22 protein-coding genes are annotated in these 25,403 nt (G+C 67.0%); 11 read left to right on the top strand and 11 right to left on the bottom strand.

All coding sequences use genetic code 11. The annotated features are described in order from the left end of the window. Positions 1 to 3: 3 nt before the first annotated feature. The 3 genes from IP65_RS11720 to IP65_RS11710 all read left to right on the top strand — a co-directional run bounded on the left by IP65_RS11720 (position 4) and on the right by IP65_RS11710 (position 3,786). The gene (locus IP65_RS11720) at positions 4 to 2,025 is read left to right on the top strand and encodes an acetyl/propionyl/methylcrotonyl-CoA carboxylase subunit alpha (protein WP_054131819.1); all 2,022 of its coding nucleotides are present in this window, start codon (positions 4 to 6) and stop codon (positions 2,023 to 2,025) included. Between the two features lie 82 nt (positions 2,026 to 2,107). Continuing rightward, positions 2,108 to 2,854, top strand: coding sequence for an electron transfer flavoprotein subunit beta/FixA family protein (locus IP65_RS11715; protein ID WP_054130344.1), 747 nt, complete (start codon positions 2,108 to 2,110; stop codon positions 2,852 to 2,854). Next, a complete protein-coding gene (locus IP65_RS11710; protein WP_054131887.1) occupies positions 2,854 to 3,786 on the top strand; it encodes an electron transfer flavoprotein subunit alpha/FixB family protein in 933 nt (310 codons plus the stop codon). Before IP65_RS11715 ends, IP65_RS11710 begins: the two co-directional genes overlap by 1 nt. Before the next feature lie 125 nt (positions 3,787 to 3,911). On the opposite strand, the gene IP65_RS11705 is transcribed toward IP65_RS11710, so the two are convergent. Further along, the gene (locus IP65_RS11705) at positions 3,912 to 4,376 is read right to left on the bottom strand and encodes a GNAT family N-acetyltransferase (RefSeq protein WP_054131818.1); all 465 of its coding nucleotides are present in this window, start codon (positions 4,374 to 4,376) and stop codon (positions 3,912 to 3,914) included. 50 nt (positions 4,377 to 4,426) lie between these two features. On the opposite strand from IP65_RS11705, the gene IP65_RS11700 reads away from it, so the two are divergent. Next, a complete protein-coding gene (locus IP65_RS11700; RefSeq protein ID WP_054131886.1) occupies positions 4,427 to 5,368 on the top strand; it encodes an isoaspartyl peptidase/L-asparaginase family protein in 942 nt (313 codons plus the stop codon). A gap of 6 nt (positions 5,369 to 5,374) precedes the next feature. On the opposite strand, the gene IP65_RS11695 is transcribed toward IP65_RS11700, so the two are convergent. From IP65_RS11695 to IP65_RS11665, 7 genes are all read right to left on the bottom strand, one after another. Continuing rightward, positions 5,375 to 6,304, bottom strand: coding sequence for an RDD family protein (locus IP65_RS11695; protein WP_054131817.1), 930 nt, complete (start codon positions 6,302 to 6,304; stop codon positions 5,375 to 5,377). Further along, positions 6,304 to 7,353: a stage II sporulation protein M gene (locus tag IP65_RS11690; RefSeq protein WP_054131816.1), complete on the bottom strand. Its 1,050-nt coding sequence runs from the start codon at positions 7,351 to 7,353 to the stop codon at positions 6,304 to 6,306. Before IP65_RS11690 ends, IP65_RS11695 begins: the two co-directional genes overlap by 1 nt. Beyond that, positions 7,350 to 8,726 (bottom strand): DUF58 domain-containing protein, encoded by a 1,377-nt coding sequence (locus IP65_RS11685; RefSeq protein WP_054131815.1) that lies wholly within the window; start codon positions 8,724 to 8,726, stop codon positions 7,350 to 7,352. The genes IP65_RS11690 and IP65_RS11685 overlap by 4 nt, the downstream gene beginning before the upstream one ends. 22 nt (positions 8,727 to 8,748) lie before the next feature. Continuing rightward, positions 8,749 to 9,735 carry a MoxR family ATPase gene (locus tag IP65_RS11680; protein ID WP_054131814.1) on the bottom strand — a complete coding sequence of 329 codons (987 nt, stop codon included), beginning with the start codon at positions 9,733 to 9,735 and terminating at the stop codon, positions 8,749 to 8,751. A gap of 13 nt (positions 9,736 to 9,748) precedes the next feature. Beyond that, positions 9,749 to 11,098, bottom strand: coding sequence for a hypothetical protein (locus IP65_RS11675; protein ID WP_054131813.1), 1,350 nt, complete (start codon positions 11,096 to 11,098; stop codon positions 9,749 to 9,751). Then, on the bottom strand, positions 11,095 to 11,826 hold the full coding sequence (locus IP65_RS11670; protein ID WP_231627668.1) for a hypothetical protein: 732 nt from the start codon (positions 11,824 to 11,826) through the stop codon (positions 11,095 to 11,097). Before IP65_RS11670 ends, IP65_RS11675 begins: the two co-directional genes overlap by 4 nt. A gap of 69 nt (positions 11,827 to 11,895) precedes the next feature. Beyond that, positions 11,896 to 12,804 (bottom strand): prephenate dehydratase, encoded by a 909-nt coding sequence (locus tag IP65_RS11665; RefSeq protein ID WP_054131812.1) that lies wholly within the window; start codon positions 12,802 to 12,804, stop codon positions 11,896 to 11,898. A gap of 225 nt (positions 12,805 to 13,029) precedes the next feature. Here IP65_RS11665 and IP65_RS22120 point away from each other — a divergent pair, with 225 nt between their 5' ends. Together IP65_RS22120 and IP65_RS11655 are read left to right on the top strand one after the other, a co-directional pair. Then, positions 13,030 to 13,980, top strand: coding sequence for a cytochrome c family protein (locus tag IP65_RS22120; protein WP_082350095.1), 951 nt, complete (start codon positions 13,030 to 13,032; stop codon positions 13,978 to 13,980). Between the two features lie 70 nt (positions 13,981 to 14,050). Next, positions 14,051 to 15,406 carry an Nramp family divalent metal transporter gene (locus IP65_RS11655; RefSeq protein WP_231627667.1) on the top strand — a complete coding sequence of 452 codons (1,356 nt, stop codon included), beginning with the start codon at positions 14,051 to 14,053 and terminating at the stop codon, positions 15,404 to 15,406. 30 nt (positions 15,407 to 15,436) lie between these two features. Here IP65_RS11655 and IP65_RS11650 read toward each other — a convergent pair whose 3' ends face one another. Further along, positions 15,437 to 16,636 carry an LL-diaminopimelate aminotransferase gene (locus tag IP65_RS11650; protein WP_054131884.1) on the bottom strand — a complete coding sequence of 400 codons (1,200 nt, stop codon included), beginning with the start codon at positions 16,634 to 16,636 and terminating at the stop codon, positions 15,437 to 15,439. Positions 16,637 to 16,881: 245 nt separating this feature from the next. On the opposite strand from IP65_RS11650, the gene IP65_RS11645 reads away from it, so the two are divergent. From IP65_RS11645 to clpS, 3 genes are all read left to right on the top strand, one after another. Beyond that, positions 16,882 to 18,777 (top strand): alpha/beta hydrolase, encoded by a 1,896-nt coding sequence (locus IP65_RS11645; RefSeq protein ID WP_054131810.1) that lies wholly within the window; start codon positions 16,882 to 16,884, stop codon positions 18,775 to 18,777. Positions 18,778 to 18,996: 219 nt separating this feature from the next. After that, positions 18,997 to 20,076 carry a TIGR01841 family phasin gene (phaP, locus tag IP65_RS22175; protein WP_082350094.1) on the top strand — a complete coding sequence of 360 codons (1,080 nt, stop codon included), beginning with the start codon at positions 18,997 to 18,999 and terminating at the stop codon, positions 20,074 to 20,076. A gap of 381 nt (positions 20,077 to 20,457) precedes the next feature. Beyond that, the gene (gene clpS / locus IP65_RS11635) at positions 20,458 to 20,784 is read left to right on the top strand and encodes an ATP-dependent Clp protease adapter ClpS (RefSeq protein ID WP_028657709.1); all 327 of its coding nucleotides are present in this window, start codon (positions 20,458 to 20,460) and stop codon (positions 20,782 to 20,784) included. 30 nt (positions 20,785 to 20,814) lie between these two features. Here the strand turns inward: clpS and IP65_RS11630 are convergent, their stop codons facing one another. Beyond that, the gene (locus IP65_RS11630) at positions 20,815 to 21,246 is read right to left on the bottom strand and encodes a hypothetical protein (protein ID WP_156306549.1); all 432 of its coding nucleotides are present in this window, start codon (positions 21,244 to 21,246) and stop codon (positions 20,815 to 20,817) included. Positions 21,247 to 21,717: 471 nt separating this feature from the next. Between IP65_RS11630 and lptF the strand changes: the two genes are divergently transcribed. Continuing rightward, complete coding sequence (gene lptF, locus IP65_RS11625) at positions 21,718 to 22,959, top strand: LPS export ABC transporter permease LptF (RefSeq protein WP_022675681.1); 1,242 nt, start codon at positions 21,718 to 21,720, stop codon at positions 22,957 to 22,959. Next, a complete protein-coding gene (lptG, locus tag IP65_RS11620) occupies positions 22,949 to 24,049 on the top strand; it encodes an LPS export ABC transporter permease LptG (RefSeq protein ID WP_054131808.1) in 1,101 nt (366 codons plus the stop codon). The genes lptF and lptG overlap by 11 nt, the downstream gene beginning before the upstream one ends. 64 nt (positions 24,050 to 24,113) lie before the next feature. On the opposite strand, the gene IP65_RS11615 is transcribed toward lptG, so the two are convergent. After that, positions 24,114 to 25,274, bottom strand: a complete 1,161-nt coding sequence (locus IP65_RS11615; protein ID WP_054131882.1) for a fatty acid desaturase — start codon at positions 25,272 to 25,274, stop codon at positions 24,114 to 24,116. Positions 25,275 to 25,403: the final 129 nt, after the last annotated feature.

The following is a 25,403-nucleotide window of genomic DNA, read 5'->3' as shown; positions in this document are numbered from 1 at the left end:
ACGATGTTCAAGAAGATCCTTATCGCCAATCGCGGCGAAATCGCCTGCCGCGTGATCAAGACCGCGCGCCGCATGGGCATTGCCACCGTGGCCGTCTATTCCGACGCCGACGCGCGCGCGCCGTTCGTGCAGATGGCCGATGAAGCCGTGCACATCGGCCCGGCCCCGGCCGCGCAATCCTATCTGATTGCCGACAAGATCATTGCCGCATGCAAGGCCACCGGGGCCGACGCGGTGCATCCCGGCTATGGCTTCCTGTCGGAACGCACCAGCTTTGCCGAGGCACTGGCCGCCGAAAACATCGCGTTCATCGGGCCGCCCGTCGGCGCGATCGCCGCGATGGGCGACAAGATCGAATCCAAGAAGCTGGCCAAGGCCGCCGGCGTCAACGTCGTTCCCGGCTATGTCGGCGAGATTGACGATACCGACCATGCCGTGCGCATCGCCAACGACATCGGCTATCCGGTGATGATGAAGGCCTCGGCCGGCGGTGGCGGCAAGGGCATGCGCCTCGCCTTTTCCGAAAAGGACGTGCGCGAGGGCTTTGAAAGCGTGAAGCGCGAAGGGCTCAATTCCTTTGGCGACGATCGCGTGTTCATCGAAAAGTTCATCGAGAACCCGCGCCACATCGAAATCCAGATCCTGGGCGACCAGCACGGCAACATCCTCTACCTGAACGAGCGCGAATGCTCGATCCAGCGCCGCCATCAAAAGGTGGTGGAGGAAGCGCCCTCGCCCTTCGTCAGCCCGGAGATGCGCAAGGCCATGGGCGAACAGTGCGTCGCCCTGTCGCGCGCGGTGGGCTATTATTCGGCCGGCACGGTCGAACTGATCGTTTCGGGCGCGGACAAGACGGGCAAGTCGTTCTACTTCCTGGAAATGAACACGCGCCTTCAGGTGGAGCACCCGGTTACCGAGGCGATCACCGGGATCGATCTGGTCGAACAGATGATCCGCGTGGCCGCCGGGGAAAAGCTGGCCTTCACGCAAGACGATATTGGCATTGATGGCTGGGCGATCGAAAACCGCGTCTATGCCGAAGATCCCTATCGCGGCTTCCTGCCCTCCACCGGGCGCCTGGTGCGCTATCGCCCGCCGCTTGCCGGCTGGACCGACGATGGCCAGGCCAATGGCCGGCGCGGGGTGGACGGCGTGCGCGTGGACGACGGCGTCTATGAAGGCGGCGAAGTCTCGATGTTCTACGATCCGATGATCGCCAAGCTGGTCACCTGGGGCAAGACGCGCGACGAGGCCGCCGATCGCCAGGTTGCCGCGCTCGACGCGTTCGAGATCGAGGGCCTTGGTCACAACATCGATTTCGTCAGCGCGATCATGCAGCATCCGCGCTTCCGTTCGGGCGAACTCACCACTGGCTTCATTGCCGAGGAATATCCCGAAGGGTTCCACGGCGCCCCCGCCGACGAAGCCCTGCAGCGCGCGCTGGCGGGCATTGCCGCGTTCCTGGCGACGGCGCGGGCCGATCGCGCCCGGCGGGTGGATGGCCAGTTGGGCAAGCGGCTGCGGCCGCCATCGGCATGGTCGGTCACCTTGGGTGGCCAGGTTTTCGCCGTGGCGCTGGCAGGTGACGAGGTTACCGTCGATGGCACGCCGCTCGATCTGGCGATGGAATATACCCCCGGCGATACGCTGGTAGAGGCTGAGGTCGACGGCGCGGTGCTGGGCGTGAAGGTCAAGCCGACGCGCAGCGGTTTCCAACTGACCACGCGCGGCGCGATCCACAAGGTGCAGGTCCTGCCCGCCCGCGTGGCGCCCTATGCCACGCACATGATCGAAAAGGTGCCGCCCGATCTCTCGCGCTTCCTGATCTGCCCGATGCCCGGCCTGCTGGTGTCGCTCAACGTGGCCGAAGGCGACAGCGTGGAAGCGGGGCAGCCGCTTGCCGTGGTCGAGGCGATGAAGATGGAAAACATCCTGCGCGCCGAAAAGAGCGGCAAAGTCAAAGCAGTGCGTGCCAAGGCCGGCGAAAGTCTGGCGGTGGACGCGATCATCCTCGAGATGGAATGAACCGCCTGCGAGGAAGGCTAGTTGACGTTTACGTAAGCGTGAATTACAAGACGGCGAAACCGTTGGGAAAGGCGTGAGTGCAATGAAAGCCCTGGTCTGCGTGAAGCGGGTGATCGACTACAACGTGAAGCCGCGGGTGAAGGCGGATGGCACGGGTGTCGAGCTGGCGAACGTGAAGATGAGCATGAACCCGTTCGACGAGATCGCGGTCGAGGAAGCCATTCGCCTGAAGGAAAAGGGCGTGGTGAGCGAGATCGTGGCGGTGTCGGTGGGGCCGGCAAAGGCGAGCGACACGCTGCGTACGGCGCTGGCGATGGGTGCGGACCGCGCGATCCTGGTGCAGTCTGACGACGAGGTTGAGCCGCTGGCGGTGGCCAAGATCGTGACGGCGATTGCCGGCGAGGAACAGCCAGGCCTGATCATCACCGGCAAGCAGGCGATCGACGACGATTCGAACCAGGTGGGCCAGATGGTCGCCGCGCTGCTCGGCCGGCCGCAGGGCACCTTTGCCAATGAAGTCAGCGTCGAAGGCGATCACCTGATCGTCAAGCGCGAGATCGATGGCGGCCTGGAAACGGTCAAGCTGGCGCTGCCGGCAGTGGTGACCACCGACCTGCGCTTGAACGAGCCGCGCTATGCCTCGCTGCCCAATATCATGAAGGCCAAGTCCAAGCCGCTCGCCACCAAGACCCCGGCGGATCTGGGCGTCGATGTGGCACCGCGCCTCAAGACGCTGAAAGTGGCCGAGCCGCCGGTGCGCGCGGCCGGCGTCAAGGTGGCCGATGTCGATGCGCTGGTGGCCAAGCTCAAGGAACTGGGAGTCGCGTGATGGGTAAGGTTCTTCTCTGGGTCGAGCATGACGGCGCGGCCATCAAGGACGCGACGCTGAGCGCGGTAACGGCAGCGGGCCAGCTTGGCGACGTGGTCGCCCTGGTCGCGGGCGAAGGCATCGATGGCGTGGCGCAGGCCGCCGCGCAGATCGCCGGCGTGGCCGCCGTGCTCAAGGCCGATGACGCCGCCTATGCCCATGCGCTGGCCGAAAACGTCGCTCCGCTCGTCGCCGGGCTGATGGCCGACCATGACGCGTTCGTGGCGCCGGCCACGACCACCGGCAAGAACGTCGCGCCGCGCGTCGCCGCGCTGCTCGACGTGGCGCAGGTATCCGACATTCTCTCGGTCGAAGGGCCCAAGACCTTCACCCGGCCGATCTATGCCGGCAATGCCATCGCCACGGTCGAATCGGGCGATGCCAAGCTGGTGGTGACGGTGCGCGCCACCGCCTTTGCCAAGGCCGAGGCGAGCGGCGGCAGCGCCAGCGTGGACGCGGTGAGCGGCGTGGGTGACGCGGGCCTCTCCAGCTTCGTCGGCGCGGAAATCGCCAAGAGCGAGCGTCCCGAACTGACCAGCGCCAAGATCATCGTCTCGGGCGGCCGCGCCTTGAAGGACGCGGAAACCTTTGCCGCGACGATCACCCCGCTGGCCGACAAGCTGGGCGCCGCGATTGGCGCGAGCCGCGCGGCGGTGGACGCCGGCTATGTGCCCAACGATTACCAGGTCGGCCAGACCGGCAAGATCGTGGCGCCGCAGGTCTATGTCGCGGTGGGCATTTCCGGGGCGATCCAGCACCTTGCCGGGATGAAGGACTCAAAGACCATCATCGCCATCAACAAGGATGAAGACGCGCCGATCTTCCAGGTGGCCGACGTGGGCCTGGTGGCTGATCTGTTTACCGCCGTGCCGGAGCTGGTGGGCAAGCTTTGAGCCGATAGATCGCTCAAGGTTTCCACCATCCCCAAACCCCCTCCTCTGAAGAGGAGGGGGCTTTTTTATGCTCCCCTCCCGCGTGCAGGAGGGGTTGAGGGAGGGGATGTTTCAGGCAAGCTCCCTCACAAAGCCAGCGTCAGGCACTGGCTGAAATCATCCACCACATAATCGGCAAACGCCCCGCAAGGCACGAAGCCGTGGGCGCGATAGAGCGCGATGGCCGGTTCGAACGCCGCACCGCGCCCAGTTTCCAGGCTGACCCGCGCCATGCCCATTGCCCGCGCCGTCGCGAGCAGATGGCGCAGCATGGCCTTACCGATACCCTGCCCCAGCCATTGCGGCGCCACGCGCATCGATTTGAGTTCGCCGTGATCGCCTGCCAGCATCTTGAGCGCGCCCATTCCCGCCAGATCATCGCCCACCCAGGCGGAAAAGAACGTGACGCCGGGCGCGCGCAGCGCATCGAGCGGCAGGGCGTGGACCTTGCACGCCGGAGAATGGGCATGCATGCCGCCCAGGTGCAGCGCCACCAGCGCCTGGATCGCCGCACCGGAAAGATCATCCTGGCGTATCGTCACCTCAGGCATTGCGCGCGCTCCATCTGGCCAAACCGGTTGCATCTGCTATCGCCGCCAGCATGACCGAAGCAACGCATTCCTCTTCGCGCTGGAGCCTGGCCATCCATGGCGGCGCTGGCGCCATGTCTCCTGAAATCATGGACGAGGCCATGGCGGCCGACTATCGCGCGGCATTGGCCCAGGCGCTGGAAGCCGGCACGGCCGTGCTGCGCGCCGGCGGCACGGCGATCGACGCGGTCACCGCCGCAGTCTGCGCGCTGGAGGATGACGCGCATTTCAACGCCGGGCGCGGCGCGGTCTTCACCTATCACGAAACCAACGAACTCGACGCCGCGATCATGGACGGGCGCACCCGCGCGGCCGGCTCGGTCTGCGCCGTCACCCGCACGCGCAACCCGGTGCGCCTGGCGCGCACGGTGATGGAACAAGGGCCGCACGTGTTCCTGGCCGGGAGCGGAGCCGAGGAATTTGCCCGTGACCACGGCATGGAAGAGGTGGACCCGGCCTGGTTCGCCACCGACGAGCGCCGCCGCCAGTTGCACGAGTTCAAGGCCCGCAAGGACGGCTGGTTCGATGCCGATCTCAAGTTCGGCACTGTGGGCGCCGTGGCCTGCGACGCGGACGGCAACCTTGCCGCTGCCACGTCCACCGGCGGCCTGACCGGCAAGCGCTGGAACCGCATCGGCGATTCGCCGGTGATCGGCGCGGGCACCTATGCCGACAACCGCGCCTGCGCGGTGTCGTGCACCGGCACGGGTGAGGTATTCATCCGCGTGGGCGTGGGCCACGAAATCGCCGCGCGCGTGCGCCTGGCCGGCGAAAGCCTGGCCCAGGCGACGCAAGCCGTGCTGGGCGAAGTGGGCGAGATGGGCGGCGTGGGCGGCATTATCGCGGTCGACGCGCAGGGCAACCTGACGCATGCGTTCAACACCAAGGGCCTCTATCGCGGCTTTGCCGATCACACCGGCCGGGCCGAAGTGGCGATTTTCACCGGGGAATAACGCTCCTCACGAAAACTTGTCGGCCTTGCGCTGGCCAAAGCGCATGCCGCGTTCCAGGCGGGCGCGCAGCTGGGTGTAATAGGCTTCCAGAAACGCGCGCTCGTCACCCCGGCCACTGTTCCAGCCGATCTTGGCGCAGATCGCCTGCGCCACATCGACCATGGCTTCCTCGCGGTTTTCACGCAGCACGCGTTCGAGCACCTGCAGCTCGTACTCGCCATAGATCGCGAGTTCCGCCTCGCCGAATTCATAGCGGTTTTCGGTCAGCGTGCTGCGCCCCTGCGCGCCTGCCCCGGTGGACAGCGCCGCCTTCAACCGATCGCGCCCGGCTTCCACCACCCAAGTGCCGGCCACCACGTCTCCGGCGCGCAAGGCGTCGCGGTTGAAGAACGGAAAGAACGCGAAGATCAGGAACCACGCCGCCCCGGCCCAGCCGGCAACGGTGGCATCCTCTCCCTGGATCAGCGCGGTCGACACGAAGATCACCGGCAAGGTCAGCTCGATATCGCGCAGGAAATTGCGCGCCACCACCGCCTCTGTCGTCAAGCGGCCGCCATCGCGCGCTGCCACCCGCAGGCCCAGCGCGCGCTTGCCCGGCGTGGCCCCGCGCGGGCCGAGTTCGAAATAGAGAAACCAGATGTGGCGAAACAGGAACATCACCACCACCCACACCACGACCACCGCCTGGCCGACGAAATCGCCGCTGGCATTGGCCTTGAGGTTGATGGCCCGGGCCAGCGAAAACAGCAGGTACGACAGCCCGGCCATGGTCGCCACGATCAGAATCTGATCGAGCAGCAGCGCCAGGGCCCGCGCCCCGCGCGCGCCGATGGTGAAGGGCAGCGGCACGCCTTCGGGCGTCACCACCTGGCGCTGACGGCGATCAGGCGCGGGGCGGCGCTGCACCTGGGCGGACGAGCGTGGGCGCCGCGCCATCAGTTGCTCACCCGCGCCCGCGCCGGGCGATAGGCAAAGAAATAGGCGTTCCACAGCGCCAGCATCGTGCCGCCGATGATCAGCCGGGTCGTGGTCGAATAGATCAGCTGCCGGCCAAAGCCTTCAAGCAGCGCCGCCAGCACCAGCATCAGCACCACCCCCACCATGACCTGTGCGGCGCGGCGCCCCGCCACCGCTGCCGCGGTCAGGACCGGCAGATCGCCGGGAAAGGCCATGGCGCGGCCGATATGGATGCCTGCCGCGCCCGCCAGCAGGATGGCGAACAGTTCGGTCGTTCCGTGGATCGCCAGCCAGCCGATGAGGTCCAGCGTCAGGCCCTGCCCGTGATAGAGCCACAGCAGCGCGCCCAGCCCGGCCGTGTTGTGGATCAGCAGCAGGACCGACGGCACGCCAAAGGCAAAGCCCAGGGCAAAGGCGAACAGCGAAACCTGCGCGTTGTTGCTGAACAGGAACGCGGCAAACATCGACAGGCCGTTCTGGTCCTGCTGGCCGAACAGGGTGTGGCGCAAGGCCTCGCGCGTGGCGCCGGGCACCCGCACATCGTCGCCCATGCCGCCCATCAGGCTGTAGAACCAGTCGGGATTGCTCGACACCAGCAGCCAGCCCACCACCGTGCCCAGCACCATCACCGCCAGCGCGATCAGCAAGTCGCGGCCCAGTTCGCGCACCGCCGCGCTCCACCCGCCCCGGAAAAAGCGCGCGAGCCAAGCTCCCAGCCCTTCGCGCGGGCCATAGACGGCAAACCAGGCGCGCCGCGCCAGCCCTTCCAGATAGCTGATCAGCGCCTGGTCGAGCGAGGTTTCCCGCGCAATCGCCAGGCTGGAGACCACCGTGCGGTAAAGCGCGGGCAAGGCCAGCAGGTCATCGTCCGACAGCTTGCGCAGGCGCCCACCCTCGATCCGCGTGACGATCGCGTCCAGTCGCTGCCAATCGCCCTCGCGCGCCTGGCGAAAGCGATCGGAGCGCAGGGCCGCGGCTTCTACCGCGGCATCCTGCCCGGCGTTCCTGCCAAACCAGCGCGCGATCATCCCAGGCTCCCTTCGCGTTTCACGCCCAGATAGGCATCGATCAACCGCGTGCCGATCTGCTCATACGGGGCCTCGACCACGCGCACGCCCATCTGGCGCAGGCGTTGCAGCACCAGCGCGCGCTGGCGTTGCAAGGCCGTGGCCGTCACCGCGCGGGCCATGGCATCGAGCGTATCGGGGCTGGCCGTGGCCAGGCCGGCCAGTTCGGCATCGGCCATGACCACGAACAGCACGCGGTGCCGCTCCATCAGCCGGCCCAGGCTTTCGATCATCAGTTCGGCGCTGGTCGGATCGGTGAAATCGGAAAACACCACCACCAGCGAGCGGCGCTGCAACCGCGTGGCCAGCGTGGCCATGGCAAAGGTGAAATTCGGCTCTTCGCCATGATAGTCAAACCCGGCAGCGCTGCGTTGCAGGCGGGCGAAATCGCGCGTGGCGGTGACGAACGGCGAGAGCGCCAGAGGCCGCGCGGCAAAGCCATAGACCGCAACGCGATCCTGCGCTTTCAATGCCACCCAGGCCGTGGTCAGCGCAGCGGTGATCGCGCGGTCTAGCCGGGGCAGCCCGCCCAGCGGCTCGATCATCGCCTGCCCGCAATCGAACGCGAACACGATCTGGTTGTTGCGCTCGGTCTCGTATTCCTTGGCAAACAGGCGGCCATGGCGGGCCGAGCTTTTCCAGTCGATACGGCGGCGATCCATGCCCGGCTCGTAATCGGCCAGGGCCTCGAACTCGGTCCCTTCGCCGCGAATGCGCCGCGCCACCAGGCCAAAGGCGGCATCGCGCAGGAATATCTGCAAGGCCGGGCTGCGCACCGGGGCGATATCGGGCCACACCCGCAAGGCCTGATCCAGCACGCGGCGCACCTGGCGGTGGCCCAGCCCGAGTGGCCCACTCCAGCGCAGCCACAGCGTATCGATCCGCGCCGTACCCCGGCGTGACGGAAACAGGCTGCCCTGCGCAGACCAGGCACCCTCGCCGGCAGGATCGCGCACCAGCGGCAGTGCCACGCGCCCGCCGTCGGCCAGGCGCGGATCGCAGGCAATCGCCGCCATCGGCGCGCCGCTAGTGCCGGCAAGCGCGGCATGCAGAGTAAAGCGCACGTCCTGGCCCACCTCCGCATCGGCGGCCATGGCCAGGCGCGCCTCGTGCAGGCGGCCGGCCATCAGCGCATCGAGCAGGACCAGCGCGATCAGCACCGCCCCGACGGCCGGCGCCACAATCCATGCCTCTGGCGCCAGGGTGGCGAGCAGCAGGCCAGCAGGCGCGGTCAGCGCCAGCAGCAGCACCGCCCGCGCTGTGGGATAGACGGCCAGGCTCGGCCAGGCAGCAGGGCCGGAGGGGCGCAGGCGGGGAAAGCGCAGGGTGGGCATGGGGCCGCGTCAGCCGGGCCGGTCAGCGCGGCGCCGGGGTGCGCTGCACCAGATCCGCCACGATCGCTTCGGCCTGGCGCCCCTCGATCTCGGCCGCCGGGCTCAACACCATGCGATGGCGCAGCACGGCCGTGGCCAAGCTCTTGATATCGTCAGGGATGGCATAGTCGCGGCCCGCCAGCGCCGCGCGCGCCCGTGCCGCGCCCGCCAGCAAGACCGCCGCGCGGGGCGATGCCCCGGCCAGCAGATCGCCATTGTCGCGCGTGCCGCGCACCAGCGCGACGATATAATCGACCAGCGGCTCGGCCAGGGTAACGGCCTTGAGCGCGGCCTGCGCGCTCGCCACTCCGCGGGCATCGGCCACAGCCGCAACGCCCATCTGTACCGGATGAAGGCCGGTGCGCCCCTCGCCATAGCGGGTGACGATGCGCGCCTCTTCTTCGGCAGAAGGATAATCGACCAGCAGCTTGAACAGGAAGCGGTCGAGCTGCGCCTCGGGCAAGGGATACACGCCCTGGCTCTCGATCGGGTTCTGCGTGGCCACAACCATGAAGTGCGCCGGCAGCAGATGGGCGGTGCCATCCAGCGTCACGCGGCGTTCCTGCATCGCTTCGAGCAGGGCAGCCTGCGTCTTGGGCGGGGTGCGGTTGATTTCATCGGCCAGCACGATGTCGTGAAAGATCGGCCCGCGCGTGAGCGTGAACTGGCTGGTCTGGAAATTGAACAGGTTCGATCCCAGGATATCGCCCGGCATCAGATCGGGGGTGAACTGGATGCGCCCGAAATCAAGCCCCACTGCGGTGGCAAAGCTTTGCGCCACCAGCGTCTTGGCCGTGCCCGGCGGGCCTTCCAGCAAGACATGGCCGCCCGCCAGCAACGCCACCAGCAAGTGATCGACCACGCTGTCCTGGCCAACCACGGCCTTGGCCACTTGCGCGCGAATCGCATCGGCCAGCGTGCGCACGTCTTCCAGGCTGAACGCGCCGGGTTCCAAAGCTGCCTCGGTCATAGGGTTTCCTTGGTCACGCAAGATCCTTTTCCAGGGTGTGCAGCGCCTGGGCCGCGCGCACGGCATCGGCCGGGCGATGTGCGGCGGCAAGCTGGGCCGCCGCGATCGAGAAGGGCATGCTGTCGGGATGCAGCCGCGCAAGATGGGCATCGATCAGCGGATCGACCTGCTCGGCCGCCGCCCCGCGCCGCAGCCCGAGCCGCGCCACCAGCCGCTCGCGCAGGGCATCCACAAAGGGCACGGTCAACAGGTGCAGGCGCCCGGCGCGGCGAATCAGGGCCGCGCTGTTGGCCACCAGCGTGGTCTTGCCCGGCGGGATCGATGGCGGCGCGGTGCGCGGCGGGCCAAAGCGGCAGAATGCGCGCCACCCCACCGCCAGCAGCGTCAACAACAGGCCAACCGTTGCCGCCAGGAACGGCGGCTCGAACGCCAGGGTCAACAGGTTGGGACGGCCACCCAGCCCAGCGAGGCTCAGGTCGAAGGTGATCGCGCGGCTGCCCGAATCGACCGCGGCGGCATGCAGGATATCCAGCGCCAGCATGGCGGTTGGCCGGTTGGCCAAGCCGTAATTGTCCATCAGGTCAGGCTCGAACACCAGGATCACCGGGTGCAGATCCATGTTGCGTCCGCCATCTTCGCCTTCCGGGCCCGAAGGCTCGACCGTGGGCGGTTCGACATCGGCCAGCCGGTCGAGCGAGGGATAATAGCCGTTGTCATCACGATAGGCGGCCAGCGTGCGCCCGTCGGAGGTGGTGACCAGCGGGACCAGCGCCTGGCCGGTGCCCGAAACCACCAGCTTGTCATTGGGCAAGGGGCCGCTGCGGCCATCGGCGGTGCGCCAGCCGTGCCCTTGGGCACCCTTTTCGCCGTTGAGCGACACTGTCACGTCATCGGCAAAGCCGGGCCATTGCGCCAGGCTCACGCCGTTGATCCGGGTCCAGCCGCGCGGGCGCTTTTCCTTGCGGGGCAAGAGGCTGGCCTGCCACTTGGGCGTGATGATCACGGTGGGGCCGATCGTGCGGCGCTTGTCGACAATGCGGGCGATCGCCTTGCCATCGGCATCGGGCAGCGGGGTCAGCACCAAGACACCCGGCTGCTCCATCCCGCTCTCGCTGCGGGTACGCGCCACGGTGTAGCCATCTTCCTGGGCCAGCGCTGCCAGCGCGGCATAGCCGTTGAGCCCGCGCCCGCTGGCATGGCCGCCGCCATTGTTGGCCGGCGACGCGGAGTGGCCGAGAAACCACAAGAGGCCCACGAACAGCGCTGCGCCGACCAGCAGGAGGGCAAGCACGGTGCCGCGTGCAAAGGGGGCGCTGGCGCCGCCCGCGCTCGATCCGCCGGCGTGCGTGTCCGCCGTGCTCATGCCTGCGCCTCCAGCGATTGCAGGGCAAAGGCGGCATAGGCGCCGCGCGCACGCTGCCATTCACCCAGGCCCGGCGCGCGCAGGGCATAGCGCGCGCGCTCTACTTCGTCGGCCATGGTGGCAAAGGCCTGGCGCGCCTCGACCGGCAGCACGGGCAGCACGGCGATTTCGCGGGCCGTGCTCGACGGGGCCAGCCAATCGGGCCGCGCGGCGCCGATATCGGCCACGCTGCGCTGCAAGAGCAGGTGCACTGCCTCGGCATAGCGGCCCTGCGCGGCCAGGGCATCGGCATCTTCCAGCAGGGCCAGCGCGGCCTGCGGCGTCGGGCTCCATTCCGGCGCGGTCACCCCGGCGCGGGCACGGCGCGCGCGCAGCCAGGGCGCCAGCAACGACCACGCCAACCAGACCAGCGCCGCCAGCCCGACCACGCAGATCATCACCAGCAGCAGCTGTTCAGACCGGGCGAGGGCAAGGCCCAGCGGCAGGAACACATGCAGGTTGATCCATTCCAGCACCTGCGCCAGCGCATTGACCAGCATCTGCAACCAGTGCGGCGGCACATAGGGGGGATCGGCGGGAGGCGGCGGCACAGGCGCAAACTGGATATCGCCCATGCCCCGCACCGTCTGCCAGGCGTGCTCGGCACGGGCAGCATCTGCCTGCGCCGTTGTGGCGGGGCCTTGCGCGGTGGCGGTCACGGCCCTTGCGGCCGCTGCAACGGTGCTCACATCTCCGTTCGTTGCATGCCGCCGCGCGCGCCGCAAGCGCAGATTGGACCGCTTGCCCGAAGGCTGCGCCTAACCCCGGCCGCGCTCCAGCGGATAGGAGCCAAGAATGCGCAAGTCCTTGGCAAAATAGGCCAGTTCCTCAAGCGCGCGATCCACCGCCGGGTCGCCTGGCGCGCCGACGATATCGGCATAGAACATCGTGGCGGCAAAGCTGGCGCCCTTCTGGTAGCTTTCCAGCTTAGTCATGTTGACGCCGTTGGTGGCAAAGCCGCCCAGCGCCTTGTAGAGCGCGGCGGGGATGTTGCGCACCTCGAACACGAACGTCGTCAGCGCCTGGCCGGCGCGCGAATCCCCGTTGAGCGTGGCTGGATCGCGCGGCGTTTTCGACAGCAGCACGAACCGCGTGGTGTTGTCGTGCGCGTCCTCGATGTCTTCGGCCAGCAGGTCCAGCCCATAGAGTTCGGCAGCGATGCGCGGGGCGATGGCGGCAATGCCGGCCTCTGCGCTTTCGGCCACCAGCGCGGCGGCGCCGGCGGTATCGGCATAGGCCATCGGCACGATTCCCCGCTCGCGCAGGTAGAAACGGGACTGGCCCAGCGCCTGGGGATGGCTGTAGGCCGCGCCGATCTGCCCGGCGCCAGGCCGCGCCATCAGGCAGTGGTGAATGTCGAGGAAATGCTCGGCCACGATCGACAGGCCGCTTTCGGGCAGCAGGAAATGGATATCGGCCACGCGGCCATGCTGCGAATTCTCGATCGGGATGATCGCCTGGCCGGCGCGCCCGTCCTTTACCGCATCGAGTGCATCCTCGAACGAAAAGCACGGCAGCGGCAGCCCATCGGGCATCACTTCCATCGCCGCACGATGCGAATTGGCGCCTGGCGCCCCCTGAAACGCCACGGCACGGCCCGGATCGGCCGCAGCAGCGGCACTCATGCGATCGACAAGCAGGCGGGCGGGTTCAGGAAAACTTTGCATGGCTGCTGCCGTTAGGCGCAATTTCGCCCCCGGGGCAAGCGCAATCCCGCGCAAATCCTGGCTGGAATGCGCACCGCAAGGACCGGAAATTTGTTCTGGATCACAGACGCAGTTTCCCTTGCGGCTCTAATCGCACTTGCGCCGGCGCGGGGGGCTGATTATCCCACCCGCAAAAGGTGCGTATCGGCAGCGGGCCGAAAATGCGTGCGATAAATGGGGCTGGGAATGGACGACCGTTTCAATACGATCGCAGGATGGACCTTGTTTGGTGGTATCGTGGCCCTTGGCCTTTCAACGTTGTCCGCCCATTATTTTCTTGCTGACAAGCACGAACGCCCGGAAAAGATGGGCTATGCCATCGCCGGGGTAGAGCCGGAAGGCGGCGCTGCAGCGGCCGCTGTGGTCGAGCCGATCGCCAACCGCCTGGCCAAGGCCGATGCTGCCAAGGGCGAGGCGATCTTTGCCAAGTGCAAGGCCTGCCACACCATCGACCAGGGCGCGGCCAACGGCATCGGTCCCAACCTGTGGGGCGTGGTGGGCGATGCGCGTGCCGAAGGGCGCGGCGGCTATGCTTTTTCCGATTCGCTCAAGTCCAAGACCGGCAAGTGGGATTTCGCCTCGCTCGACGAATGGCTGACCAATCCCAAGAAGTTTGCTGACGGCACCAAGATGTCGTTCGCCGGCCTGTCCGATCCGATGGATCGCGCCAACGTGATTCTCTATCTCAACTCCAAGGGCTCCAACCTGCCCCTGCCCGCGCCCGAAGCGGTGCCGGCAGCTGGCGCGGCCCCGGCGGGCGCAGCCGCCCCGGCGGCGATGGTTGGCGATGCGGCCAAGGGCGAGAAGGTCTTTGCCAAGTGCATGGCCTGCCACACCATCGAGCAGGGTGGCGCCAACGGCATCGGCCCCAACCTCTATGGCGTGGCCGGTGATGCCATTGCCGAAGGCCGCGGCGGCTATGCCTTCTCCGACGCGCTCAAGGCGCACAAGGGCGTGTGGGACCAGGCCACGCTGGACCAGTGGCTGAGCGGCCCGGCCAAGTTCGCGCAGGGCACCAAGATGACCTTCGCCGGCCTCACCAGCGCGCAGGACCGCGCCGACGTGATCGCCTATCTCAACAGCAAGGGTGGCAAACTGACCCTGGGCGCAGCACCGGCGGCCGCGCCCGCCAAGTAATCGCCCTTACGCAAACGCCGACTCGGAAACCCCGCCTGCCCTGTCAGGCGGGGTTTCTTCTTTGGTGCTGATGGCTAAGGCTCGCGCCATGTCTTCGCTTGCGTCTCTGGCCAGCCGCCTTTCGCTGCCCACCACCGCCACGGCCCCGTTCTGCCCATCCGAGGTGCGCGGCACCGTCGCCGTCGCCCCACAAGGCCCGTGGTGGCGCGTGCTGTGGCAGGCGGCGGGGCCCGGCCTGCTGGTGGCCGTGGGCTATATGGACCCGGGCAACTGGGCCACCGATATCGCGGCGGGATCGCAGTTCGGCCATGGCCTGCTGTTCGTCGTCCTGGCCTGCGGGCTGGCGGCAATCGTGCTGCAATCGCTGGCGATGCGGGTGGGCCTGGCGAGCGGCCAGGATCTGGCCCAGCTGGCCCGCCGCCACTATTCCCCCGCCGCCTGCCGCGCGTTGTGGCTGCTGGCCGAACTGGCGATCATTGCCACCGACATTGCCGAAGTGCTGGGCGCGGCGCTGGCGCTGCACCTGCTGTTCCGGGTGCCGCTGTGGGTGGGCGTGCTGCTCACCGGGCTGGATACGCTGATCGTGCTTGGCCTCAAGGGCCATGGCTTTCGCCAGCTTGAGGCGATCGTGCTGGGCCTGATCGCCACGATCACGCTGTGCTTTGGCGTGCAGCTGGCGATCGTAGGGGTGGATGGTGCCGCGCTGGCCGCCGGCGCCGTGCCCGATCTGGCGCGCCTCGCTCAGCCCGGCGCGCTCGTGCTGGCGATCGGCATCCTGGGGGCGACAGTCATGCCCCACAATCTCTACCTGCATTCCAGCGTGGTGCAGACGCGGCTGGGCGATCGGTCAGAGCAGGGCACGCGCCGCGCCCTGCGCCTGGCTGGCGCCGATACAGTGGTCTCGCTGCTGCTGGCAACACTCGTCAACGTGGCGATCCTGGTGCTGGCGGCAGAAGCCTTCCACGGCCATGGCCACCGCGATGTCGGCTCGATTGAGGATGCGTGGCGGCTGCTCGCGCCGATCACCGGGGCGGGCCTGGCGCCGCTGCTGTTCGGCGTGGCGCTGCTCGCCGCCGGGCAAAGCGCCACGTTCACCGGCACGGTGGCCGGTCAGGTCGTGCTGGAGGGTTTCCTCAACCTCAAGATCCCCTGCTGGCAGCGCCGCATCCTTACCCGCGCGCTGGCGATCGTGCCGGCGCTGGCCGGGGTGCTGTGGCTGGGCCAGGGCGCGGTGGGGAAATTGCTGGTGGCCACCCAGGTCGTGCTGTCGCTGCAATTGCCGTTCGCGATCTGGCCGCTGCTGCGCTTTGCCGGCAACCGCCAGGTGATGGGCCGCTTCGCCGCGTCGCGGCTCATGCTCGCGATCGGCTGGCTGCTGTTCGCGCTGATCCTGGCGGCCAATCTCGCGCTTGTTGCCGGGCTGTGAAGGGGGCGCGTTGCCCCCTTCACCCCTGCCTTACGCGGCCGAGGCGTTGACGCCCATGCTGGTGAGGTAGCGCTTGATATTGCGCGCGGCCTGGCGCAGCCGCTGTTCGTTTTCGACCATGGCGATGCGAACAAAGCCCTCGCCGTCCTCGCCATAGCCCACGCCCGGTGCCACGGCGACTTCGGCCTGGGTCAAGAGCTGCTTGGAAAACTCCAGGCTGCCCATGTGCTTCAACGCCGGCGGCAGCGGCGCCCACGCAAACATCGAGGCCTTGGGGCTGGGAATCTCCCACCCGGCGCGGCCGAACGCCTCGACCATCACGTCGCGGCGCTTCTGGTAGAGCTTGCGGTTCTGCTCGACGATATCCTGCGGGCCGTTGAGCGCGGCGCAGGCCGCCGCCTGGATCGGCGTGAACGCGCCGTAATCGAGATAGGATTTCACGCGGGTCAGCGCGGCGATCAGGCGCTTGTTGCCCACGGCAAAACCCACGCGCCAGCCGGCCATGGAAAAGGTCTTGGACATCGAGGTGAATTCCACCGCCACGTCCTTGGCACCCGGCACTTCCAGGATCGAGCGGGTCGGCTGGCCATCGAAATAGAGTTCGGAATAAGCGAGGTCCGACAGAATCCAGACCTTGTTCTCCTTGGCCCAGGCGACCAGGCGTTCGTAGAATGCCAGGTCCACGGTTTCAGCCGTGGGATTGGACGGATAGTTGACGATCAGGATCGACGGGCGCGGCACGGTGAAGGCCATCGCGCGATCGAGCGATTCCCAATAGCGTTCGTCGGGCGTGGTCGGCACCGACCGGATCGTGGCGCCGGCGATGATGAAGCCGAAGGTGTGGATCGGGTAGGATGGATTGGGCGCCAGCACCACGTCACCAGGCGCGGTGATCGCGGTGGCCAGGCTCGCCAGGCCTTCCTTCGATCCCATCGTCATGACGACTTCGGTTTCCGGGTCCAGCTCCACATTGAAGCGGGTGGCGTAATAGTTCGCCTGCGCCTTGCGGATGCCGGGGATGCCCTTGGACGCCGAATAGCCATGGGCCGAAGGCTTTTGCGCCACTTCGCACAGCTTTTCGATCACATGCGCGGGCGGCGGCAGATCGGGGTTGCCCATGCCCAGGTCGATGATGTCCCGTCCGCTGGCGCGGGCTGCGGCCCGCATCGCGTTGACTTCGGCGATGACATAGGGCGGCAGGCGCTTGATGCGGTAGAACTCTTCTTCCACGGGCATGACTCGTAATGCTTGCCGGCAGGATTGCCGGGACCGCCCCCTTACGCCAATCGATCCGCTTCGCCAATCATGGGCTGCACCGCGCGCCTTGTTGCAGCGCCACTCTCGCGCTTTGCGACGCGAAGCGGCTTGCCGCCCGTGCCGCCCGCGCGCAAAAGGGCGAACGTCCATGGTCCGGGTATGCCACGGTGACCAGCGCCAGGTGACAGGGACCGAAAGTCACGAGGGAAAGTTCGTCCATGCGCGAAACGGGTAATGCCAAGACGCCGGTTGCCACCGACAACGCGGTATTCGAAGACCTTTTCCGCCTTCAGGCCGAGGCGATGCAGGCCCTGGCCGCGCCGTTCCTGCCCACTGCCCATGCCAAGGCCCCCGATCCGGGCGATTTCCAGCACTGGGCGATGTCGGGCGCCAAGCTGCAGAAGATGTGGCTGGATTTCATGGCCGAACAGACCGCCGTGGCAGAGCCGGCCTGGCTGCGCATGGTCGATGGCGGCCGCTGGAAGCAGATGTTCGATGAATGGGCAGGGACGATGCCGATCACCCAGGCCGAAACCCAGGCGCGGCTGTGGGACGAAAGCCTGCAATTGTGGAACCGGGTGATCGAACTCTATGCCCCGCAAGGCACCGTGCCGGCCAAGGCTCCGGCCGACGTGGCGCCCGATGCCCTGCCGCGCCGCGATCGCCGCTTTGCCGATCCGCGCTGGCGCGAACAGCCGTGGTTCGCCCTGCTCCACCAGACCTATCTGCTGCTGGCCGAACGGCTGGAAGACATGGCGCAGGAGATTTCCGGCCTGGAGCCCGAGCGCCATGGCCAGGTGCGCTTCATGACGCGGCTGATCACCGAGGCGCTGTCGCCAGCCAATTTCCCGATGACCAACCCGCTGGTGATCGAACGCACCCTGGCCACGCGGGGCGAAAACCTCGTCAAGGGGGTCGAGCATCTGCTGGCCGACCTGCGCCGCGGACAATTGAGCCACACCGATGGGGAGGCGTTCGAGGTGGGCCGCAACATCGCCAACACGGCCGGCAAGGTGGTGCACGAAACGCCGCTGTTCCAGCTTATCCACTACACCCCCACCACCGACCAGGTCGCGGCCGTGCCACTGCTGATCTTTCCGCCGTGGATCAACCGGTTCTACATTCTCGATCTCAACCCCAAGAAAAGCTTCGTGTCGTGGGCGCTGGACCAGGGGCTGAGCGTGTTCATGGTCTCGTGGAAATCGGCTGACGCCAGCATGGCCGATGTGACCATGGACGATTACGTGCGCGCCCAGATCGAAGCGATCGACGTGGTGCGCCAGCGCCTCAACGTGCCCAAGGTCCACACTATCGGCTATTGTGTGGCCGGCACCACGCTTGCTGCCACGCTGGCCGTGCTGGCCCGGCGCGGCGAGGCCGACAAGGTCGCCTCGGCCACGTTCTTTACCGCGCAGGTCGATTTCAGCGAGGCGGGAGAGCTGTGCCACTTCGTTGACGACGCGCAGTTGCGCTGGCTCGAAAGCCTGGAAACCGATGGCTATCTCGACGGGCGCTATCTCGCCGCCACGTTCAACCTGCTGCGCGGGCCAGACCTGATCTGGAACTATGTGATCAACAACTACCTGCTGGGCGAGGATTATCCGGCGTTCGACCTGCTCTACTGGAACGGTGACACCACCAACCTGCCCGCGCGCTGGCACCGCGCCTATCTGAGCGAGCTATATCGCGACAACCAGCTGGTAGTGCCCGACGCGCTGAGCGCCGATGGCACCCCGATCGACCTGCACCGCATCACCACGCCCTGCTATATCCAGGCCGGGCGGGAAGACCACATCGCCCCGGCGAACAGCGTGTGGAAGCTGACCCGGCACCTGGCCGGGCCGTGGAAATTCGTGCTGGCCGGATCGGGGCATATCGCCGGCGTGGTCAACCCGCCGGCCGCTGGCAAGTACCAGTACTGGACCAACCCGGGCGAACCCGCCAGCCTCGAGGCGTTCGTGGCTGGCGCCCAGGAAACCAAGGGCAGCTGGTGGCCGGATTGGCGCGCCTGGCTGGCCGATCTGGACGGTGACACGGTGCCGGCCAAGGGCGCCCGCGTGCCCGGCCGCAACGCAATAGAAGACGCGCCAGGGCGATATGTGCGCATGCGATGACGGCGCCGCAACAAGCCGGGCGACACGTTTAGGCAACGTTGCGCAATTACCTCCAAGATGGATATTGTGCACTGCACAAAAACCTTGACTTCCGCCAGCGCATTCCTATTTTTTGCAATGCAGCAGAGGTAAGGCCGTTCCCGGCTTGAGTCGTCGCCATGGTGCGACCCTCAGGCCAATCCGGTCCCTGCCTCGCCGCATTGCAGGAGCCGTAACGCCATGGCCGATCAAACCAAGGACGAAGGGACGCTTCCCGACGTGACGCCCAGCCCCGCCCCCCAGGCGGATGGCGCAGCGCCCGTCGTGGCTGCCGATCCCGCCCCCGCGGTCGAACCGACCGTCGCAGCGGCACACGCGACGGAGCAGGCAGAACCGACAACCGCCGCCCGTCGTGCACGCAAGCTCGTGACCCCTGCAGTGGCATCGGCAGAGCCGGCGCCCGCCACACCCCCCGCCCCTGCGGCAGAGCCCACCGTGGCTGCGCCAAAGGCCGCGGAAGCAGTGGCAGCGCCGGACGCATCGCCCGTTTCGGAGCCAGTTCCCGCCAAGGCGCGCAAGCCGCTCGCCAGCCGCGTGACCAAGCCCGAACCGGCACCGGCCGCCAAGCCGGTGAAAGCGATCGCGGCCAAGCCGCTGCCGGCCCGGACCGTTGCCGCCAAGGCGGCGCCGGCCCAGCCTGCCGAGGCCAAGCCGGCCAAGCCCGAGCCCGCCCCCGTGGCGGCGCGCGGGCCGGGCAGCGCAAAGCCGCCGGTCACGGCACCCAGACCAGGAACCGGCATCCCCCACGCGATGGTGCCGGCCCCGCTCAAGACCCGCGTGAACCATGCCGCCGCGCCCGCGGCTTCCAGGAAGGAACACCCTATCATGACCACCGCCAACGAATTTTCCGACAAGTTCCAGTCCGCTTTCAAGGACGCTTCTGACAAGGCCAAGGCCGCCTTCGAAAAGAGCCAGGCCGCCTTTGGCGATGCCGGCGAATTCGCCAAGGGCAACGTCGAAGCCGTCGTGGAATCGAGCAAGATCCTTGCTTCGGGCCTGCAGGAACTGACCAAGGGCTATGCCGCCGAAGGCAAGTCCGCGATGGAAACCCTGACCGCCGAAATCAAGGAACTGGCCAGCGCCAAGTCGCCGACCGAATTCTTCGAAAAGCACACCGCCCTGATGCGCAAGCAGTTCGACGCAGCCGTGGCGGCCAGCAGCAAGCACAGCGAAGCCGTGCTCAAGCTCGCCAACGAAGCGTTCCAGCCGATTTCCAACCGCGTCAGCCTCGCGGTCGAAAAGATGAAGGTCGCCGCCTGATCGGCACCTGATTCGCCCGGCCCAGCCTGTCTTGCCCACCAGGGCAAGGCGGCTGGATCGGGCCACTATCCTGGACAAGCACCAGCGGCATCAAGGCAGCCGACGCCCCACCATGGCGGCGTGGCTGCCTTTTTGCTTTGATGCGCGGCGCTTTCCCGGCCCCCACCGGGCCCACTGTGTATCGCAAACAGGGCGCGATTTGCCGTTTCGGTAACGTTTTTCGGGCAGGGCTGCCCGAACGCCCCCTTGTCGCGGGGCGGCTGCGATGCGATATTCAGGGTTCCGATGCACAGATCCGCTTCTCACTCGGCGTCCGCCGCCCCCCTGCCGCGCGCTGCCCGCGCCCCTCTTGGCGCACGCCCTGCGTCCGCAGCACCGCTCATGGCGGGCGACAATCGCGATACCGACGATGGCGACATGATCGGCCTGGCCACGCGCACCCGCGCCCGGCCCAAGAAGCCCAGCATGTTCAAGGTGCTGATGCTCAACGACGACTATACCCCGATGGAATTCGTGGTGATGGTCCTCAAGCGCTTCTTTCACATGGATCTGGAGCAGGCCACCCGCGTCATGCTGCACGTGCACCAACGCGGCGTGGGCGTGTGCGGCATTTTCCCTTATGAAATCGCGGAAACCAAGGTGAACCAGGTGATGGATTTCGCCCGGCAGAACCAGCACCCGCTGCAGTGCACGCTGGAAAAGGCCTGACGCCAAGGAGTCGCTGACGCCGCGTTAGCGTCAATGCAGCCGGCTTTCCTCGATCATCTCGCGCGCCAGGGCGCGCAACAGCGCGGCGAGCCAGGCCATTGCCAGTGACTTTGCCTCGCGCGAATGAGCGCCGGCGCCACTGGGCAGGACGATCTGCGCGGAAAAGCGCCCGTCTTCCAGCCGCCCTCCGCTGAAGGCCGCCGCCGGCGGGATCAGCGCCAGCGCCGCGCTTTCATAGGCACCCGAATCAGCCAGCAGGCTGACCCACAGGCTGTCATTGTCGCCAGCCAGGCCTTCGGGTGCCAGGGCGACATCGCCCAAGGCGCGCAGCGTGCGTTCAAAGCCCAGGCGCTGTTCATCGGGCGCCAGGGTTTCGCAACGATCGGCCAGCGCGGTCAATTCCTCGGGCCGGGCGCTGCACCGCGCCAGCCGCCCTTGCCACCACTGTGATCCAGACGTCACGAAATTCACGGCCTGTTCCCTTGTCCGTGGCGCCAGCCCGGCAGGAATCAACACGGCATGATGGTGCCTTGTCATCACGCCTTCCTGATCGCCCGGTCCAGCGCGGAAGCGTTTTGTCAGTTCTACATCCACAGATGTCCCGCGCCGCAGGCATTTCGGCCTCGGTGCGTTGTATTTTGGCGGAACCCACCGCAGCCATGGGCGTTCCCGATGGCCAGCGGCAACCTTTGCGCCTTGTGCCAAACGCCGCGCCAGGAGGCTCGCGTGGCAGCACTATTATCAATCAAGGGGACAGGCAATAACTTTAGTTATTAAACGTCCCTTTGTCACGGCAGGAGTAGCCAGCCCCGCTGGTGCGGCATTTTCGCCTTTCGCATCGCCGCGAAGCGGGCTAACCGACACGGACACCTGCACGGCGCCCCCGGGCGACGTTGCTTGCCCCTTGACGCCCACACGGTGAAACGCCCGAACGTGAAATTCCTCAGCGCCATCGACAGGTACATCGCCCGCCTGGTGATCGTGCCCATGCTGGCCGTGTTCGTCCTGGCAGCATCGCTGCTGGTGCTGGACAAGATGCTGCGGCTGTTTGACTTCGTCGCCACCGAGGGCGGGCCGGTCACGGTCGTGTTCAAGATGCTGATCAACCTCTTCCCGGAATATGCGAGCCTCGCCATTCCGCTGGGGCTGATGCTCGGCATCCTGTTCGCCTTCCGCAAACTGGCGACCAGTTCGGAACTCGACGTGATGCGCGCGGTGGGCCTGTCCTATACCCGCCTGCTGCGGGTGCCTTATCTCTTCACGCTGGTGCTGGCTGGGGTCAACCTGCTGATCGTGGGCTATATCCAGCCCCTGAGCCGCTACTACTACGAGGAATTGCAGTACGAGCTGGGCTCTGGCGCGCTGGGTGCCTCGATCAAGGTAGGGGAATTCAACGCGTTGCAGGATCGCACCGCACTGCGCGTCGATTCCAGCCGCGACGACGGGCGCGATCTGGAGGGTATCTTTGCCCGCCTGGTCACGCCCAAGGGCCAGACCATGACCATCTCCGCCCGCGAGGGGCAGTTCTTTGCCAACCGCGAGAACCGCGACACGATCATCCTGCGCTTGACCGACGGCCAGATCGTCCAGGATGGGCCCGACCTGGCCTCGCCGCGCGTGCTGACCTTCGCGTCACACGATCTGCCGATCGACCTGCCCAAGATCGCCCAGTTCCGCCAGCGCGGCGACAAGGACCGCGAATACATCCTGCCCGAGCTGCTCAAGATTGGCTGGAACAAGGCCTATTCGCAGGACATGCGCAACAAGAGCAAGGCCAGCCTCAACTACCGCCTGGTGGAAGTGGTGATGATGTTCCTGCTGCCGCTGCTGGCCGTGGCCCTGGCCGTCCCGCCCAAGCGCTCCACGTCGGCGCTGGGGGTGTTCCTGTCCATCGTGATGGTGGTGGCTTATCACAAGGTCAACGAATATGGGCAGGATGTCGCCAGCCTGGGCCGGCTTGATCCTGCCCTGGCGCTATGGGGACCGTTCGCGCTCTTTGCCGCACTGATCATCTGGATGTACTGGCGCCTGGCCTATGTGCCCGGTGGCCAGCCGATCGGCGCGCTCGAAACCGCCTTTGCCAAGGTTGCCAGCCGCGTGCGCAAGCTGTTCGCGCGCCGCCGCCGTGGCGACATGATCGACCCGGCAGCACAGGACGATAGCCTTGCAGCTTGATATCTTTCCATCCGCGACGATGACGCGCTACATCGGCAAGATGTTTGCCGCGCGCGTCGTCGCCGTGCTGCTGATGCTGGTCCTGGTCCTGCAGATGCTCGATCTGCTGGGCGAAAGCGGCGAGATCCTGGCCCATCCTGGCAATGGCCAGGCGCAGCTGCTCACCTATGTGGGCCTGCGCGCGCCGCAGCTGGTGGCCAAGTTCCTGCCCTATTCGGTGCTGCTGGCCACGATCATCACGCTGTTCACGCTCAACCAGAACAGCGAAGTGATTGCGATGAAGGCCTCAGGCCTGTCGGCACACCAGGTGCTGGCGCCGCTGTTCCTGGTGGCCGGCGTGATCGCGATCGGCAATTTCGCGTTCAACGAGCGGATCGTCACGCGCTCCACCGCCACGCTCAAGGCCTGGCAGGCGGCCAATTATGGCCCCCTGCCCACCGATACCCAGGTGCGCAGCAACGTCTGGCTACAGGATGGGCCCAACATTCTCTATGCCCGCACGGTGACTGGCGAGGGCAATGCCATGCGCATGACCGACGTAACCTGGCATCGCCGCGATCCCACCGGCATGGTCACCGAGATCGTCCGCTCGCCGGCCGCCACCTATGCCAATCCCGGCTGGCGCCTGACTCGGCCCACCACGTTTGACGTGCAGAGCGCGCGGCGCACCCAGGATAATGGCGATGCCGTGTTCGCCACCGGGGTTACGCCCACCCAGATCCTGATCCGCAAGGCCGATGCCGATGCCGAATCGTTGTGGCACCTGACCGGCTCGATCCAGGCGATCCGCGCTGCCGGGCACAGCACCAGCGAGCTGGAAAGCCGCTGGTGGCACAAGATTTCCGGCCCGCTGTCGGCCATGCTCATGCCGCTGCTCGGCGCGGTGGCGGGCTTTGGCCTGGCCCGCTCGGGCCAGCTGTTCATGCGCGCGGTGATCGGCATGGCGCTGGGCTTTGCCTATTTCGTGGTCGACAATGCCGCGCTCGCCATGGGCAGCTTTGGCGGATACCCGCCGCTGATCGCGGCCTGGGCGCCCTTCGTGCTCTTTTTCCTGATCGGTGAGGCCGTGCTGATCCGCACCGAGGAATGAAAAAAGCCCCGCGCCGGACAAGACCGGCGCGGGGCTTTTTCAGGGCTCGACTGCTGGTGAAACGTCAGCCCTTGGCGCGCGTGCCCATGGTCGAGCGCACCAGCCGCGCGAGCAGCGGAAACAGCCCGGCATAGTTGGCCCGCTCATAGGTCGATTCCAGCCCAAGATGGCCGCGCAGGCGACGGTGGCATTCGGCTAGCGAGTGATAGGGCATCGACGGCAGCAAGTGGTGCAGCGCGTGATAGCGCAGGCCCACCGGTGCCCACATCGCGCCCCATACGCCCGGCGGCGGCACGTTGACCGAATCGAGGTATTGCCCGGTCACGGTCATCTGCTCGCCTTCGTTCTCCCACAGGTGGGCCACCAGCGTGCGCACCTGGTTGAGCAGCGCGGCCAGCGCGATCACGCCCAGCGCGATCAGCAGCGGCAGCCAGCCATGCGTGGCCGACCAGCCCAGCACGGCCCAGGCCCACAGCGTGGCGCCCAGTTCCTGCCAGAACACCATGCGCGCCATGGCGCCTTCCGGCTTGCGCCGGCGGAAGCCGGGATTGATCGAGAGCGAAGAGGCACGCTCCCACACCAGCGTGCGCAGCGGCGGCACGATCACGCCCAGCGGCACCAGCACAGCCGAACGCAGCAAGAGGCCGACCGGCAGCAGCAGCGCGGTGGCGGTGAACAGCGGCAGCGACCAGGGCTTCATCAGCGCCAGAGGCAGGTATTCCGGGTCTTCGCTGGTGCCATAGCGGATGCGCGAATGGTGCAGCGAATGCACGCCTTCATACATGAACGAGGGCATCAGCACCGGAATGCCAACAACCAGGTTCCAGACGAAGCGGAAACCCGGCAGGGCATCGCGATGCATATGCGTCAGTTCATGGATGAACAGCAGCGCGCGATAGAGCGCCAGGGCCGAGAACACCCCGAGCGCCACGACCACGCCCCAGTTGCCGCCGCGCAGCGCGGTGGCAATCGCCAGGCCCAGCGCGCCATAGCCGAGCAGCGCCGACACCAGCATGTCGGGCCAATAGATTTCCGGCCGGGCGCGGGCGATATCCCGCGTCAATTCGGCCGCAGCGCGCAGCATCTCCTTGTCCTCGGGCGTGCCGGCAAGGCCGGGCGCGCGATGGGCAGGCGTGGACGTCGCAGCAGCGGGCGTGGCAGCTGGCGCAGCGGAGGCCGCAGCAGCAGGTGCGTCGCTCTGTTCAGCAAATTCGGTGACAAGCATGGCAAAAACGGTTCCCAAGAAACCCATGTTACACCAGGCAAAAAACCTGCCTGGCGGGTGATCGCCGGTCCGCCTGGGCTCGTCCGGCTTGACAAGTCACCGGATAGCACCGCAGGCATCCGGGACAGC

It is taken from the genome of Novosphingobium sp. AAP1 (assembly GCF_001295765.1).
Classification (GTDB): domain Bacteria; phylum Pseudomonadota; class Alphaproteobacteria; order Sphingomonadales; family Sphingomonadaceae; genus Novosphingobium; species Novosphingobium capsulatum.
This window is presented reverse-complemented; position numbering and strand designations above follow the sequence as displayed.